13 protein-coding genes are annotated in these 14,797 nt (G+C 75.9%); 2 read left to right on the forward strand and 11 right to left on the reverse strand.

Annotated features, from left to right (window positions below; all coding sequences use genetic code 11):
- Positions 1–24: 24 nt before the first annotated feature.
- The 3 genes from LWC33_RS11240 to LWC33_RS11250 all read right to left on the reverse strand — a co-directional run bounded on the left by LWC33_RS11240 (position 25) and on the right by LWC33_RS11250 (position 2,797).
- Positions 25–864, reverse strand: a complete 840-nt coding sequence (locus tag LWC33_RS11240; protein ID WP_233304232.1) for a PIG-L deacetylase family protein — start codon at positions 862–864, stop codon at positions 25–27.
- A 185-nt stretch (positions 865–1,049) separates the two neighbouring features.
- Complete coding sequence (locus LWC33_RS11245; RefSeq protein WP_233304233.1) at positions 1,050–2,546, reverse strand: amidohydrolase; 1,497 nt, start codon at positions 2,544–2,546, stop codon at positions 1,050–1,052.
- Between the two features lie 62 nt (positions 2,547–2,608).
- Positions 2,609–2,797 (reverse strand): PspC domain-containing protein, encoded by a 189-nt coding sequence (locus tag LWC33_RS11250; protein ID WP_232868634.1) that lies wholly within the window; start codon positions 2,795–2,797, stop codon positions 2,609–2,611.
- Positions 2,798–3,091: 294 nt separating this feature from the next.
- Here LWC33_RS11250 and LWC33_RS11255 point away from each other — a divergent pair, with 294 nt between their 5' ends.
- Complete coding sequence (locus tag LWC33_RS11255) at positions 3,092–4,147, forward strand: GDSL-type esterase/lipase family protein (RefSeq protein ID WP_233304234.1); 1,056 nt, start codon at positions 3,092–3,094, stop codon at positions 4,145–4,147.
- A gap of 11 nt (positions 4,148–4,158) precedes the next feature.
- Here the strand turns inward: LWC33_RS11255 and LWC33_RS11260 are convergent, their stop codons facing one another.
- Positions 4,159–5,286, reverse strand: coding sequence for a M24 family metallopeptidase (locus tag LWC33_RS11260; protein ID WP_233304235.1), 1,128 nt, complete (start codon positions 5,284–5,286; stop codon positions 4,159–4,161).
- Positions 5,287–5,389: 103 nt separating this feature from the next.
- On the opposite strand from LWC33_RS11260, the gene LWC33_RS11265 reads away from it, so the two are divergent.
- Positions 5,390–6,340 (forward strand): 5'-3' exonuclease, encoded by a 951-nt coding sequence (locus LWC33_RS11265; RefSeq protein WP_233304275.1) that lies wholly within the window; start codon positions 5,390–5,392, stop codon positions 6,338–6,340.
- Between the two features lie 131 nt (positions 6,341–6,471).
- Here the strand turns inward: LWC33_RS11265 and LWC33_RS11270 are convergent, their stop codons facing one another.
- The 7 genes from LWC33_RS11270 to LWC33_RS11305 all read right to left on the reverse strand — a co-directional run bounded on the left by LWC33_RS11270 (position 6,472) and on the right by LWC33_RS11305 (position 14,794).
- A complete protein-coding gene (locus LWC33_RS11270; RefSeq protein WP_233304236.1) occupies positions 6,472–7,815 on the reverse strand; it encodes a GNAT family N-acetyltransferase in 1,344 nt (447 codons plus the stop codon).
- Positions 7,816–7,899: 84 nt separating this feature from the next.
- The gene (locus tag LWC33_RS11275) at positions 7,900–8,925 is read right to left on the reverse strand and encodes a DUF4333 domain-containing protein (RefSeq protein WP_233304237.1); all 1,026 of its coding nucleotides are present in this window, start codon (positions 8,923–8,925) and stop codon (positions 7,900–7,902) included.
- A 438-nt stretch (positions 8,926–9,363) separates the two neighbouring features.
- Complete coding sequence (locus LWC33_RS11285; protein WP_233304238.1) at positions 9,364–12,129, reverse strand: DEAD/DEAH box helicase; 2,766 nt, start codon at positions 12,127–12,129, stop codon at positions 9,364–9,366.
- Positions 12,130–12,210: 81 nt separating this feature from the next.
- Positions 12,211–13,176: a twin-arginine translocase subunit TatC gene (tatC, locus tag LWC33_RS11290; protein WP_255691630.1), complete on the reverse strand. Its 966-nt coding sequence runs from the start codon at positions 13,174–13,176 to the stop codon at positions 12,211–12,213.
- A 61-nt stretch (positions 13,177–13,237) separates the two neighbouring features.
- The gene (gene tatA, locus LWC33_RS11295) at positions 13,238–13,531 is read right to left on the reverse strand and encodes a Sec-independent protein translocase subunit TatA (RefSeq protein WP_233304240.1); all 294 of its coding nucleotides are present in this window, start codon (positions 13,529–13,531) and stop codon (positions 13,238–13,240) included.
- Positions 13,532–13,592: 61 nt separating this feature from the next.
- A complete protein-coding gene (locus LWC33_RS11300) occupies positions 13,593–13,778 on the reverse strand; it encodes a hypothetical protein (RefSeq protein WP_233304241.1) in 186 nt (61 codons plus the stop codon).
- Positions 13,778–14,794, reverse strand: coding sequence for a helix-turn-helix transcriptional regulator (locus tag LWC33_RS11305; RefSeq protein ID WP_233304242.1), 1,017 nt, complete (start codon positions 14,792–14,794; stop codon positions 13,778–13,780). The genes LWC33_RS11300 and LWC33_RS11305 overlap by 1 nt, the downstream gene beginning before the upstream one ends.
- Between the last annotated feature and the right edge of the window lie 3 nt (positions 14,795–14,797).

Consider the following 14,797-nt stretch of genomic DNA (forward strand, 5'->3'; position numbering starts at 1 on the left):
TACGGCGCGGGGGTGGTGGACCTGTTAGAGGAGGTCGAGCACGCCGGGCCGGCCCGCGGGGCCGGTGCGGCGGAACCACTCGCGGCCGTAGGCGGCGGCGAAGTCGTGCTCGGGGAGCTCGGCCGGGTCGACCTGGCTGGCGTGCGCCAGGATCGCGGCCCGCTTGACGGCGAGGTGCCGGGCGTCGCCGCCGACGGTCAGCGCGATCTCGGCGCCCTCGCGGCCGAAGGGAACGTCGGCGGCGCGGGCGGCGCCGTGCACGAGGTGCCCGTCCGGACCGAGCCGACCGAGGCCGTCGCGGTCCACCGTCGCCAGGTAGGCGTCCGCGCCGGTCAGCTCGGCGGCGATGGTGCCGACCACGCCGGCCATCCGGTGGTCGGGGTGGCCGTAGACGCCCTGCTCGTCGTCGGCGAGCAGGGTCCCGGCGCCCTCGTCGTCGACGATCTCGGCGAGCCGGCCGGCCAGGGCGAGCGGCTCGGCGCCGGCCAGCGCGCGGGCGTGGGTGCTGTCCGGGCCGCCCGGCAGCCCGGAGTCCCGGCGGCCCAGGAGCACGAGGCGGGCGACGCCGAGCAGCTCGGCGGCCTGCTCGAGCTCGGCGAGCCGGCGCTGCCGCACGGTCTCGCCGGGGTGCAGCGGGAGCCGGGACCCGCCCAGCTCACCGCCGGTGGCCATGACGAGCACGACGCGGGCGCCGGCGTCGGCCAGGCGGCGCAGGGTGATGCCGGTGAAGATCGCCTCGTCGTCCGGGTGCGGGTGCAGCGCGACGACGGTGTGTCCGCGCAGGTCGGGCTCGGCGAGCGCCGGGACGGCGGCGGAGACGACGGAAGCAGCGGGGTTCAGGGCAGGGGCCGCGGAAGCGGTCATGGAGGTGATCGCAGTCTGTGTGGGCCGCGGGAGTGCGGCGGGCGGACTATTCCGGGGGTGTCAGCGGCAACAGCGACAACACCCCGGACAGCAGCGACCCACCAAGGGGCGGCGGCTGGTCCGGTCGATCACGCGGAACAGGATGCCAGAGCGGCGGGGCGGAACGGAAGCGGGGTTGCCCGACGTCACTCCTCGGGTCCGCCCCCGTGCAGGATCCGGCCCTCGCGCACGGTGCGCAGGCACCGCGTGCCGTCCCAGAGGGCGTAGGACGCCGGGCCGCCCGTCACCGGGATCGGCGAGCCGCCACCGCCGGCCGCGTATCGCCCACCCGCGGTGTGCGCGGCCAGGGCGGTGGCCTCCCCGACCGACGATGCCGGCGTGCGGTGGGCGGTCGCGGCGCGGACCGCCGCCCACGGGTCCAGCGGCGTGACCGGGGAGTCGGAGCCGAAGGCGAGCACGACGCCGGCCTCGTCCAACGCCCGGAAGGGGTTCATCCCGCGCGCCCGTTCCGCCCCGAGCCGCGCCGCGTACATGCCACCGGGACCGCCCCAGGCGGCGTCGAACAGGGGCTGGACGCTGGCCACCACGCCGAGCGCGGCCAGCCGGGCCGCCTGGCCGCCGTCGACCATCTCCAGGTGCTCGAGGCGGTGCCGGGCCGCGCGGACCTCCGCCGGGGAGGTGCGGCGGGCGGCCTCCTCGAGCGCCGCGACGGCCGCCTCCACGGCGGCCTCGCCGATCACGTGGAAGCCCGCCTGGATGCCGGCCCGGGTGCAGGCGGTGAGGTGCGCCGCCAGCGTCCCGGCGTCGAGGTAGTGGTTCCCGGTGCAGCCCGGGGCGTCGAGGTAGGGGGTGTGCAGGGCGGCGGTGCGCGAGCCGAGCGAGCCGTCGACGAACAGGTCGCCGGCCAGACCGTGCGCACCCGTGTCGGCGCGGAGCGCCCGGGCGGCCTCCGGGCTGTCGACGGCCTCGCCCCAGTAGCCCACGACCTGGACACCGTGCGTGCTCCCGAGCAGGTCGGCGAGGTCGGCGCGGCCGGAGATCTCCGGGCCCGCGCACTCGTGCACCTCGGCCACCCCGCGGGCGGCGGCGTGGTCGAGGAAGGCGGCCTGGGCCGAGCGGCGCTGCGCGGGGTCCAGGGCGGCCAGCGCGGCCCGGCGGACGTGGTGGTGGGCGTCGGCGCTCAGCGGGCCGGTCGGGCTCCACCCCGTGGCACCGACCGCTCCGGGTGCGCGGTCGACCAGGGCGGTGGACACCAGGGCCGAGTGCACGTCGATGCGACTGAGGTAGACCGCCCGGCCGCCGGCGGCGCGGTCCAGCTCGGCGCGAGAGGGCGGCGGCCCGGACCAGCGGTCCTCCTCCCAGCCGTGCCCCCACACGACGGCGGCGGGCGGGGCAGCACCCGCGGCCGCCGCCACCGCGGCCAGGACCTCGGCCGCGGTCGCGCAGCGGGTGAGGTCCAGGCCGTCGAGCAGGAGGCCGGAGGCGGTCGCATGGACGTGCGCGTCGACGAAGGGCGAGGTCAGCAGGACCCCGTCGAGCTCCTCGACGCGCGTGGCGCGGTGCGCCCGGCTGCGGGCCTCCGCGGCCGCGCCGGTCCAGGTGACCCGTCCGCCTTCGGTCTCGAGCGCGACGGGGCCGGGCCGGCCGGGCGACCGGAGGCCGGTGAGCAGGGTGCGGACCACGGTCGGGTGTCTACCGCACCCCGGGGCGGTGGATCAGGACTGGGTCGATCGGGACGGGCCGATCAGTAGGGGGCCTTCGGCATCAGGATCCACAGCACGATGTAGATCACGAACTGCGGACCCGGGAGCAGGCAGGACAGCAGGAAGATCAGCCGCACCACGAACGGGCTCAGGCCGAAGCGCTGCGCGAGGCCGGCGCAGACCCCGGCGATCACGGCGCCGTTGCGCGGGCGGGTCAGGGTGGTTGCCATGGTGTCGTCGAGCTCCTCGTTCCGGGTCGGCGGCGGTTCTCGCCGCCCTGCACCTCACGATGCCGCCTCTGCGGGGTGGGTGCCTCCGGACAACGCCCGGAGAAAGTCCGGGGTTCCCCCGAGGGAGCGACGCGGCAGCCCACACCGACACTTCCGCCGCTCCGCGCGCAGTTGTCCACATCGGTGGCCGCTCTCCGGTCCGTGGCCGCGGTTGCGCGTGCCGGGCGACCGGGTTGTCCACAGCGGAGCGGCGACGGCCCCACCCGCCGCCTCCGTGCCCCTAGCGTCCGCCGCGTGCCGACCCGTCTGCTCCCCGTCGCGTGCCGCCGTGTGGTCCCGGTGGTCGCCCTGCTCCTGGTCCTCGCCGCGATCGGGGCCGCTCCCCCGGCCCTGGCCGCCGGGGTACCACCCGATCCCCGGCCGACGGCCGTCGTCGCGCTGGGCGACAGCGCGGCGTCCGGCGAGGGCGCCGGTGACTACGAGGCGGGCACCCGCGGCGAGGGCGGGAACTGGTGCCACCGCTCCCCCGCCGCCTACGTGCACCGCAGCGCGCTGGCCGAGATCGCCGTGAACCTCGCCTGCTCCGGCGCGGGCGCGGAGCACGTCGCCTTCGGCACGGCGGTGCACCACACCGAGGGATCACAGGTACAGCGCCTGGTCGAGGTCGCGCGCCGGCACCGGGTGCTCGCGGTCACCCTGCAGGTGGGCGCGAACGACGAGCCGGACCTGTCGGGCGTCGCCGTCGCCTGCATCCGGGCATTCCTCGACCTGCGCGAACCGGGCTGCCGTACGACGGCCGGGCCGGGCTGGGCGGATCGGCTCGCGGCGGTGGCACCCCGGATCGAGGCGGCGGCCCGGGACGTCCGCACCGCGATGTCCGAGGCGGGCTACCCGCCGGACGGGTACGCGTTCGTGCTGCTGTCGTACGCGGCCCCGGGCAGCGAGGCGATGCCGGCCTGGCACGGGCTCCAGGGCTGCCCCTACTCCCGGCCCGACGCAGGGTGGGCGCGCACCGTCGCGTTCCCGCAGCTCGCCGCGACGATCGGGGCGGTCGCCGAGCGGGTGGGCGCACGCTTCCTCGACCTGGCGCGGCTCGCGGAGGGCCGCGAGGCGTGCACGGGCCCGCTGCGCGACGAGTGGCAGCGCCGGCTCACCGTCGACCCGCGGACGCTCGTGCAGGGCGCGCTCGACACCGCCGGCCGGCACCTGTTCCAGGAGTCGTTCCACCCGACCGCGGCGGCGCACACCGCGATCGCCGGGTGCCTGCGCGAGTTCCTCGGCGGCACCGCGGCGCGTGCGGCGTGCGTACCGGGCCGGGACGGCGCCGCGCACCCGGAGGTGGCGGCGTGATCAGGGCACGATCAGAGGACGACCAGGTTCCGGGGGCCGTTGTTGAGCCGCTCGACGCCCGTCTCGGTCACGACCACGATGTCCTCGATCCGGGCGCCCCACTCGCCGTCGAGGTAGATGCCGGGCTCCACACTGAAGGCCATGCCCGGCTCGAGGGTCAGCGTGTTGCCGTCCACGATGTAGGGCTCCTCGTGCACGTCGAGCCCGATGCCGTGCCCGGTGCGGTGCACGAACCGCGGGCCGAAGCCGGCCTCGGTGATCGGCGCACGGGCCGCCTCGTCGACCGACTCCGCCGTGACGCCCGGGCGCACCGCCTGCACCGAACGCTCCTGCGCCTCCTGCAGCACCGCGTAGGTCTCGCGGACCTGCGCGGACGGCTCCGCCCCCACCGCGTACGTGCGGGTGCAGTCGGAGTTGTAGCCGCTGGCGAGCGGACCGCCGATGTCGATGACCACCACGTCGCCCGCCTCGACGACCCGGTCGGAAACGTCGTGGTGCGGGCTCGCGCCGTTCGGCCCGGACCCCACGATCACGAAGGCGGCCCCCGTGTGCCCCTCGGCCACGATCGCCGCCTCGATGTCCGCGCCGACCTGCGCCTCGGTGCGGCCGGGCTTGAGGATCTCGCCCATCCGCGCGTGCACGCGGTCGATCGCGGCGCCCGCCGCGCGGAGCTCTGCCACCTCCGCGGCGTCCTTGCGCATCCGCAGCTCACGCAGGACCGGTCCGGCGAGGCGCTGCCGCACGTCGGGGAACGCGTCGCGCAGGCCGAACACGTGTCGCGCCGGCATCCCGTCCGCCACCGCCATCCGGGTGGGGCCGCCCGCCAGGTCGGAGACCAGCAGGTAGGGGTCCTCGCCGTCCGTCCACGTGAGGACCTCGATGCCGAGCGCCTCCAGGGTCGCGACGTCGAACCCGGGGGCCTCCAGCCGCGGCACGACCAGCGCCGGTGGCGCACGGTGGCCCGCGGCCGGGAGCACCAGGCAGGTCAGCCGCTCGTGGGACTCACCGGCGTGGTCGACCAGGTAGCGCAGGTCGGTGCCGGGTGTGATGAGGAGGACGTCGGCGCCCTGCTCGGCGGCGACCTCGCCGGCCCGGCGCAACCGGTCGGCGAGCAGCTCGGTGGGGACGGCGTGGCTCATGCGGCGAGCTTAGGGCGCTCACGCTGTGCGTCGTCCCCGCCTGGCATGCTGGCTCACCGTGACGGCACCCCACCCGGCCCCGCAGGCCCCCGCCGGCTCGCTGATGCTGCTCGACGCCGCGAGCATGTACTTCCGCGCCTTCTACGGCGTGCCCGAGTCGATCACCGCGCCCGACGGGACACCGGTCAACGCCGTACGCGGGTTCACCGACATGGTCGCCCGGCTCGTCGCCGAGCACCGCCCCGCCCGGCTCGTCGCGTGCCTGGACCTCGACTGGCGGCCGGCGTTCCGGGTGGAGGCCCTGCCCTCCTACAAGGCGCACCGGATCGAGGGCTCCACGCCGGGCAGCGGGCCGGACACCGCGCCCGCGGGGATCCCCGAGGAGGTACCGGACACCCTCGCGCCGCAGGTGCCGATCATCCTCGACGTCCTGGCCGCGGCGGGCATCGCGACCGGTGGGGCCGAGGGCCACGAGGCCGACGACGTGATCGGCACGCTGGCCCACCGCGAGGCCGCCGACCCGGTGCTCGGGGTCAGCGGCGACCGGGACCTCATGCAGATCGTCCGCGAGGAGCCCACGCCCGTGCGGCTGCTCTACGTGGGCCGCGGCCTGGCGAAGGCCGAGCTCCTCGGCCCGGCGGAGGTCGCCGAGAAGTACGGCGTGCCGCGGGACCGGGCCGGCGAGGCCTACGCCGAGATGGCGATGCTGCGCGGCGACCCCTCCGACGGGCTGCCCGGCGTGCCCGGGGTCGGCGCGAAGACCGCGGCCACGCTGGTCGGGAAGTTCGGCTCGTGGGCCGAGCTGGTCGCGGCCGTCGCCGACCCCGGTGACACGCGGCTGGCCGCGAGCGTGCGGAGCAAGCTCGGCAAGGCCACGGACTACCTGGCGGTCGTCGAACCCGTGGTGCGGGTGGTGCAGGACGCGCCGGTGGAGCTGTCGCGCTCCGACGTCCTGCCCGACTCCCCCGCCGACGCCGGCGCCCTCGCCGCCCTGGCCGAGCGCTGGGGCCTGGGCGGGTCGGTCGACCGGCTGGTGGCGGCGCTCAAGGGCTGAGGTCCGGACCGGGCGTCACTGCCCGGTCCACGCTGCCGGATCTCGCGGCCGGATCTCGCTGCCGGATCTCGCGGCCGGATCTCGCTGCCGGATCTCGCTGCCGGGGCTGCGCCGCCGGCGGCCGTGGTGGGTCAGAAGAACGTCCCGCACCACGGCACGGTGTCCGGCCCGGTCGCCGCGAAGAGCCGGTCGGCGCGGGCGACGGCGGCCCCGTCGTGCACGGTCCACCAGCCACTCGCGACGAGCTCGGACGGCCGCCGGTCGCCCAGGTAGGCCATGGCGAGGCCCGCGACGTCGCATTCCAGGTCGGCCGGCCAGTCCTCGGCCGGTGAGGGGTCTGGGGGGCCCGCGCCGTTCGTACCGGCGGCGCGGCCGTCGATCACGTGCACGCCGTCGTTGCCCGGGAACAGGGCGTCGTGCACGCGGAGGCGGAGCGGCTCGCCCCCGGACTCGCCCCAGCTGCGGGCGGCGAAGGCGGCGGGCACGTCGAGCAGGCGCAGCCAGGTCTCGTCGTCGACGCCGGTGGTGCGGCAGGCCCGCGGGTCCTCGAGGAACAGGTCCACCGGCTCGTCCAGTGGGCGCAGGTGCGCCGAGACGGCGCGGAGGAGGTCGATGCGCAGCAGGAATCGCCAGAGGCCTGCTGTGGCCTGCGGGGTCGCGGCGTGCAGGTCGTGGAGCTCGAGGACGTTCTCGCCGAAGTCCGTACCGTCCTGGCGCACGGTCCAGGTGGCGAAGCCGTCGTCGCCGCGGGGGCCGGTGTGCACCGCGATCCCCCGGGCCTCGTCGGCGGTCCGCCGGGAGCGCAGGACGTGCGCCCACCAGCCCTCGTCGCGTTCGATCGGGCCCGGGCGTGCGGTCGCGGCCAGGATGCGGGCGTAGAGCGGCGGCAGGACCGTCGCGGCCTCGTCGGGGTCGAGCAGCCGGACCTCGCCGCCCGCCGGGGCGCCGGTGCGGAAGCGGGCGCCGGCGGTCACCCGCAGGTTCCGGCCCCGGCTGGCGACGCCGTAGCCGAAGCGGCCGTAGATGCGCGCCTCGCTGGCCCGCAGGGTCGCCGCGATCTCACCGCGGTCGGCGGCGTCGGACAGCTGCTCGCGCATGAGCCCGGTGAGCAGGCCGCGACGGGTCCGGTCGGCCCGGACGCCGACGCGGGTGACGGCCGCCATCGGTACCCGCGCCCCGCCGGGCACCGTGAGTGCCGACCCGAAGCTCATCGCGGTCCCGGCGAGGGTGCCCGCGGGCAGGTCCACGCCGAACGTGCGGCCCGGGGCGTAGGAGAGCCGGGTGAGGGCCCAGTGCTCGTCGTCGGCGGGCCCACCGCCGTGGAGGGCGGCGCGGAAGAGGGTGTGCGCCGAGCGGAGCTCCCCGGGCTCCAGCACCCGCACCTCGGCGGCGGGACGCGCCGCGCCGGCCGGGGACGCGGGTGGGCGCGGGGCGGCGGTGTCGGGCTCGCGGGGATCGGTACCGGTCGTGCTCACGGTCGTCGATCCTCGGGCCCCGGGCCGCCTCCTGTCATCCGGAATCCGGTGCGGGCCGGGTCCGGCTCGGCCGGAGCGCCGGGATCAGACGCGAGCGACCTGGTAGGTGCCCTGGTCGTCGAGGACCGTGACCGGGACCTCGACGTTCTCGCCGTCGACGTTCGCGGTGCAGCTGAAGGTCGAACCGGCCTCGACCTTCTGGCCCTCGGGGCAGCTCACGCCGGTGGCGCCGAGGCCGTAGTCCTGGGTGAGGATCTGGGTGACCCCGGCCTGCAGGGCCGGCTGGTCGAACTCCTCGGTCACGAGGAAGCCCGGCTTCCAGAACGCGGTCACGGCCAGGACGGCCAGCACGACCACCAGTACGGCGGCGCCGGCCACGAGCTTCCGGTCGCCCCCGGGCCACCCGCGCCGGCGTACGGCGCGGCCCGTCCCGCCCGGGAGGGTGGAGGTCGCGGAGGCGGCACCGGGGATGCCGGTGCCCGCCGGGTCCCAGCCGCCCTGCACCGCCGTGCGGTCGCCCTCGGGGGTCCAGCCGCCGTGCACGGCCGTGCGGTCGCCCGCCGGATCCCAGCTGCCCTGCACCGCCGTGCGGTCGCCCTCCGCGGCCCAGGAGGCCTCGGCCCCGCTCTGCGGGGTGGCCGCCGGGTCCCAGGCCGCGGTCCCGGCCGGGTCCCGGTCCGGACCTTCGCCCCGGGTGGCGGTGCTCCAGCCCGAGCCGGTCACGGTCGCCTCGGGGTCGCCAACGCCACCCACGCCGCCCACGCCACCCACGCCACCCGGGTCGCCGACGCCGCCCGGGTCGCCAACGCCGCCCGGGTCGCCAACGCCGCCCGGGTCGCCGGCCGGGACGGCCGGGGAGCCGTAGGCCGGGGTGGGCGGGTCGGCCTCGCCGGTGCGGGTGAAGTCCCACCCGGACCGCCCGGTGTGCGGCACGGTGACCGACGCGGAGTCGTCCGTGACGGCCTTCCCCCCGCCGGGGCCGTACCGGTCGGCGTCATACCGCTCGGCGCGGTCCTCCGCGGACGGGTCCGGTCCGGTCGCGTCGCCCTGGCCGCCGGCGGCCCGGTGGCTCCGCTCCGTCTCCCCGTGCGGGTCCCGTGGGGTGCTCATCGCCGACCTTCCGTCCGTCCTGCGTTCCGTGCCGCGGTGCGTGCCCGTGTCGCCAGTGCTCGTGTTGCCAGTGCTCGTGTTGCCAATGCCCGTGTCGCCAGTGCTCGTGTTGCCAGTGCTCGTGTTGCCAATGCCTGTGTCGCCAGTGCCTGGTCGTCATTGCCCGTCTCCTCGGTGCCCGTGTCCTCAGTGCCGTGTCGTCGGTGCTGTGTCCTCGGTGCTGGGTCGTCGGGCGCCTGGGCGGACCCCTCACGGGCCGCCCGGGCAACGATCCAAGCACACCGCGGGGCGATGCCGCGGCCGGTCACCGCCCGGCGGCGACGCTCACAGCATGGGTGCGCACGCTGCCGCCGCGGGTCGGCACCCCGCTGCCCCACCCGGCCCAGGCGGTACGCCCGCCGCCGCCCACTCCCGGCGCGCTCAGCCCACTTCCGGCGGTCAGCCCACTCCCGCCGCCACGACGCCCCGGCGGACCTCCCTGGCCGCCCGGTGCGCGGTGCGCCCGACCCCCTCGGTCTTCCCGGCGACCGAGGCGATCTGCTCGAGCAGGTCGAGCACCTGCCGGGCCCACCGGACGAAGTCGCCCGCGGACAGCTCCTGCCCGTTGCGCTCGGCGGCCTCCAGGACCTGGGCCAGCGACTCCCCGCGGGCCCACCGGTGCATCGGCCAGGCGAAGCCGAGGTCCGGCTCGCGGGTGCGGTCGATCTTGTGCCGGCGCTCGTCCTGTTCGAGCTCCGCCCAGATCCGCACCGTGTCGGCCAGAGCCTCGGTGACCGCGCCCTGCGGGACCCGCGGGACCGGGGCGTCGTCCCGGCGCGACTCGTAGACCAGCGCGGACACCACCGCCGCGAGCTCGGCGGGCTCGAGGCCCGACCACACGTCGTGCCGCAGGCACTCCGCGGCGAGCAGGTCCGACTCGCCCCAGAGGCGGGACAGCCTGTGACCGTCCTCGGTGACCGTCTCGCCGTCGAGGTACCCACGCTCCGTGAGCAGCGCCCGGATCCGGTCGAAGCCGCGGGCCAGCGAGTGCGTGGTGGCCCGGACCTTCTGCCGGAGCTGCTCGGTCTCGCGCTCCAGCCGCGTGTGGCGCTCGCCCCAGCGAGCGTGGGCCTCGCGGTCGTCGCAGCCGTGGCACGGGTGGGACCGGAGCGCACGGCGCAGGGTGGTGAGCTCCGGATCGTCGGCGGCACCGCCACCGCGCCGCTTCCGCTGCGGGGTGGGCGCCACGATGCCGGTGTTGCGCAGCGACGAGGCCAGGTCGCGCCGGACCCGCGGCGAGCGGTGGTCGACGCGCTTCGGCAGCCGCATCCGGCCGAGCGTGCTCACCGCGACCGGGAAGTCCGCTGCGGAGAGCCGGCCCGCCCAGCGGTCCTCGGTGAGCACCAGCGGCCGCGGGTCCTCGTGGTCGCCGGGCGGGTCGAGGACGACGGCGAGCCCGGAACGACGCCCGCCCGGCACCGCGATGACGTCGCCGGGCCGCAGCGTGCGCAGCGACTCCGTGACCTCCTGGCGGCGCTCGGCCGAGCCCTGTCGGCGCAGCGCCTTCTCCCGGTCGGACACCTGGCGGCGCAGCCGGGCGTACTCGGTGAAGTCGCCGAGGTGGCACTGCATGGACTCGGCGTAGCTGCGCAGGGCCTCGGTGTTCCGCTCGATCCGCCGCGCCAGCCCGACGACCGACCGGTCCGCCTGGAACTGCCCGAACGACTGCTCCAGCAGCTCGCGGCCCTGTTCGATGCCGAGCCGCTCCACCAGGTTGATCGTCATGTTGTAGTCCGCGCGGAAGGAGCTGCGCAGCGGGTACGTGCGGGTCGAGGCGAGGCCGGCCACCTGCTCCGGGTCCACCCCGGGCTGCCAGATGACGACTGCGTGCCCCTCGACGTCGATCCCCCGCCGCCCGGCCCGCCCGGTGAGCTGCGTGTACTCGCCGGGGGTGAGATCGACGTGGGCCTCGCCGTTGTACTTGACCAGCCGCTCGAGGACGACGGTCCGCGCCGGCATGTTGATCCCGAGCGCGAGGGTCTCGGTGGCGAACACGCACCGCACGAGGCCCTCGACGAACAGCTCCTCGACCGTCTCCTTGAAGGCCGGCAGCATGCCCGCGTGGTGCGCCGCGATGCCGCGCTCGAGCGCCTCGCGCCACTCCCAGTAGCCCAGCACGCCCAGGTCGCCCTGGGGCAGGTCGCCGGTGTGCTTCTCGATGATCCGCCGGATCTCGCTGACCTCGGCCTCCGTGGTGAGCCGCAGCCCGGCCCGGACGCACTGGCCCACCGCGGCGTCGCAGCCCGCGCGGCTGAACACGAAGGTGATCGCCGGCAGCAGGGCCGCCCGGTCGAGCCGGTCGATGACCGTGACCCGTGAGGCCGGCCGGATCCCGCCGCGGGAGCGCGGCGGCCCGCCCCGCCCGGGACCCGACGAGCGGCCGCGACGACCGTCGGTCACCCAGGTCGCCATGTTGTCCTGGCGGGTGAGCTCGCGGGTCTGCCGCAGCAGCTCGGGATCGACGGCGAGCTCGCCGGCCCGCTCGGCGAACAGGTCGTAGAGCCGGTTGCCGACCATCATGTGCTGCCACAGCGGCACCGGCCGCACCTCGTCGACGACGACGGCGGTGTCGCCCCGCACGGCGACCAGCCAGTCCCCGAACTCCTCGGCGTTGCTCACCGTGGCGGACAGGCTGACGAGCGCGACGTGCTCGGGCAGCTGGAGGATGACCTCCTCCCAGACCGCGCCGCGGAAGCGGTCGGCGAGGTAGTGCACCTCGTCCATGACGACGTACCCGAGCTGGTCGAGCGACCGTGAGCCCGCGTAGATCATGTTGCGCAGGACCTCGGTGGTCATCACGACCACCTGCGCGTCGCCGTTCACGCTGGTGTCGCCGGTGAGCAGGCCGACGGCCCCGGCCCCGTGCCGCTCGACGAGGTCGGCGTACTTCTGGTTCGACAGCGCCTTGATCGGCGTGGTGTAGAAGCACTTGAGGCCCTGCGCCAGGGCCAGGTGCACGGCGAACTCGCCGACGACGGTCTTGCCCGCGCCGGTCGGCGCGCAGACGAGCACCCCGTGCCCGTCCTCGAGCGCCTCGCACGCCTCGCGCTGGAACCCGTCGAGACCGAAGGGGAGGGACCCGGCGAACTCGCTCAGCCGCGGATGCGCGGCGCGGGCCCGGGCCGCGGCGTACGCCTCGGCGGGGGCCGGTGTGCTGCTGGCCACCCGACCAGGCTGTCACACCACACCGACACTCCGCCGTGTGATAGCCCCGTTACCCCGCTCACGAGCGGGGCGGACTCGCCCTCAGGTCACGTCGTCGACGTTGCGGGTGCTCGGCTCCGCGCTGTGCAGCGGGGCAGGCGGCGGGACCGGGCTCGGCCCGTCGAGGCCGCCGGCCCCGTGGACACCGCCGGGTGTGTCGATCCGGCTGGGCCCGTCGACCGCGCTCGGGGTGGTGTCGATCGGGGACGGGGCGTCGGGGTCCCAGTCGTCCCAGCCCTCGGCCTTGCGCAGCTTCGCCTTGCGCGCGTCGTGCACCCGCGCGATCTGGATGGCGAGCTCGAACAGCAGCGTGAGCGCCAGCGCGAGCGCCGTCATCGAGATCGGGTCCTGCCCCGGCGTGGCGACGGCGGCGAACACGAACAGGCCGAAGATGATCCCGCGCCGCGACTTCCGCAGCCGCGCGTAGCTCAGGATCCCGATCTGGTTCAGCATCACCACGAGCAGCGGGATCTCGAAGCTCACGCCGAAGATCAGCAGCAGCGCGATGACGAACCCGAAGTAGCTCTCGCCGGTCAGCGCGGTGGTCTGGACGTTGCTGCCGATCGTCAGCAGGAACGCCAGACCCTGCGAGACGACGAAGTAGGCGAGCACCGCACCCGCGACGAACAGCACGGCGGCGGTGCTGACGAAGATCAGCGCGAACTTGCGCTCCTTCGGGTACAGCCCGGGCACGATGAACGCCCAGATCTGGTACAGCCAGATCGGGCACGCCAGGACGATGCCGGCGACCGCACCGACCTTGAGCCGCAGCATGAACTGGTCGAACGGCCCGGTGCCGAGCAGGGTGCAGGAACCGTCGGCGGTGAACACGGCCCGCGACGAGGCGGGCAACGAGCAGTACGGCTGCTTGAGCAGCTCGCCGAGGCTCGGCGCGCCGAAGAACCCGACCTCGAACCAGATGTAGCCGACGATCGTGGTGAGCGCGATCGCGAGCAGCGAGATCCCGAGGCGGTTGCGCAGCTCGTAGAGGTGCTCGACGAGCGTCATCGTGCCGTCGGGGTTCTTCGGCCGCCGGCGGAGGCTGAGCTTCACCACGTCGAGCGGGGCCTTACTGCTGGTGCTCGCGCTGCTCCGCCGGCTGCTCGGCCGGGCGCGCCGGCTCGGCGGCCGCGGGGCCCGTGCTGCCGGTGGTGCCCTGCGCCGGCGGGAGCGGGGCCGGGGGTTCCTGCTTCGCCGCCGGCTCCTCGGTCTTCCCGTCGTTCTTCATGCCCTTCATCTCGCCCTTGAAGATGCGGGCGGACTGGCCGACGGAGCGGGCCATGTCGGGCAGCTTCTTGGCGCCGAACAGCAGGAGCACCACCACCACGAGGATGACGATCTCCCACCCGCCGAGACTCGGCATGAGCAGTCCTTTCGACGGAACCGGTTCGCCCTGATAGTACGCACCGGCGCCCCGGCCACGGTCAGCGGCGGGCGCGCAGTTCCGCGGCCGCCGCCCGCAGCGGGACGACGGACTCCCCGGCCCGCCGGCGCTCGTGCTGGGCGGCGTGCACGAACCGCCGCACGTGCGCCAGGCAGACCACCGCCACGGCCAGCAGCAGCACGATCCCCGCCGCACCCAGCAGGACCGGCACCCAGTACAGACCCATCAACGCTCCCCCGCTCCGTCGTCGTCCGTGGTGGCGGTCCCGGCGGACGTGGCCGCCGTGGCCGCCGTCGATGCGGACGCGAGAGCCGCCCGAGCGCGCTCGGCCACCGCGGCCGCCAGCTCCGGAGGCTCCAGCACCCGCGCGCCGCCGCCGAGGCCGAGCACCAGCCGGACCAGCCATGCCGGGTCGGCGTAGCGCAGCCGGACGCGCGCCGCGCCCGACCCGTCGAGGTGCTCGACGACCTCGTCCACCGGGTAGTACTCGGCGATCCAGCGGGCCTCGCGGGCCACCTCGAGGACCGCGGTGCGGTGCTCCTCGCTGGGCGTGAACAGCCCGCGCGAGACGTCGTGCGGCTCCGCGTCGGACGGCGGCGAGCTCGGTTCGGCGAGCTCGGCGACCTCCTCGACCCGGTCCAGCCGGAACAGCCGCACGCCCTCCGCGCGCCGGCACCAGGCCTCCAGGTACCCGCGGCCCTCGACGAGCAGCAGCCGCATCGGGTCGACCGTCCGGCGGGACACCGCGTCCCGCCCCGCCGTGTAGTAGACGATCTGCAGGGCCCGCCCGCGGTCGAGGGCGCCGCGCACCGCGGCGGCGGTGGCCTCCTCCTCGCGGGTGAGGTCGACGGCGACGGTCGCCACCCCGGCGTCGCCCACGGCCCGCTCGATCTTGGCGGTGGCCCGCCGCACGGCCGCGGTGTCGACGACGCCGGGCGCCTCGCTCAGCGTGCGCAGCGCCACCAGCAGGGCGGTCGCCTCCGCCGTGGTCAGCCGCAGCGGGCGGCGCATGCCGGCGTCCTCGGTCACGCTCACCGTGTCGCCGGAGAACGAGAGGTCGACGAGGTCGCCCGGCCCGTACCCGGGCAGCCCGCACATCCACAGCAGCTCGAGGTCGCGGCGCAGCTGCCGCGGGGTGATGTCGAAGTCCGCGGCGGCCTCGGCGATCGGGATCCCGGGCCGGGCCAGCAGGTACGGCACCAGCGACAGCAGCCGCGGCAACCGGTCGGCGACCCCGCTCACGCC

The organism is Pseudonocardia terrae (genome assembly GCF_021343995.1).
In the GTDB taxonomy this organism is placed as follows: Bacteria; Actinomycetota; Actinomycetes; order Mycobacteriales; family Pseudonocardiaceae; genus Pseudonocardia; species Pseudonocardia terrae.

Excerpts from the sequence above, each read along its gene's own strand:
- LWC33_RS11240 (WP_233304232.1), bottom strand. The coding sequence starts at position 864 with ATGACCGCTTCCGCGGCCCCTGCCCTGAACCCCGCTGCTTCCGTCGTC.
- LWC33_RS11250 (WP_232868634.1), bottom strand. The coding sequence starts at position 2,797 with ATGGCAACCACCCTGACCCGCCCGCGCAACGGCGCCGTGATCGCCGGG.
- LWC33_RS11260 (WP_233304235.1), bottom strand. The coding sequence starts at position 5,286 with ATGAGCCACGCCGTCCCCACCGAGCTGCTCGCCGACCGGTTGCGCCGG.
- LWC33_RS11265 (WP_233304275.1), top strand. The coding sequence starts at position 5,390 with ATGCTGCTCGACGCCGCGAGCATGTACTTCCGCGCCTTCTACGGCGTG.
- LWC33_RS11275 (WP_233304237.1), bottom strand. The coding sequence starts at position 8,925 with ATGAGCACCCCACGGGACCCGCACGGGGAGACGGAGCGGAGCCACCGG.
- tatC (WP_255691630.1), bottom strand. The coding sequence starts at position 13,176 with ATGACGCTCGTCGAGCACCTCTACGAGCTGCGCAACCGCCTCGGGATC.
- tatA (WP_233304240.1), bottom strand. The coding sequence starts at position 13,531 with ATGCCGAGTCTCGGCGGGTGGGAGATCGTCATCCTCGTGGTGGTGGTG.
- LWC33_RS11300 (WP_233304241.1), bottom strand. The coding sequence starts at position 13,778 with ATGGGTCTGTACTGGGTGCCGGTCCTGCTGGGTGCGGCGGGGATCGTG.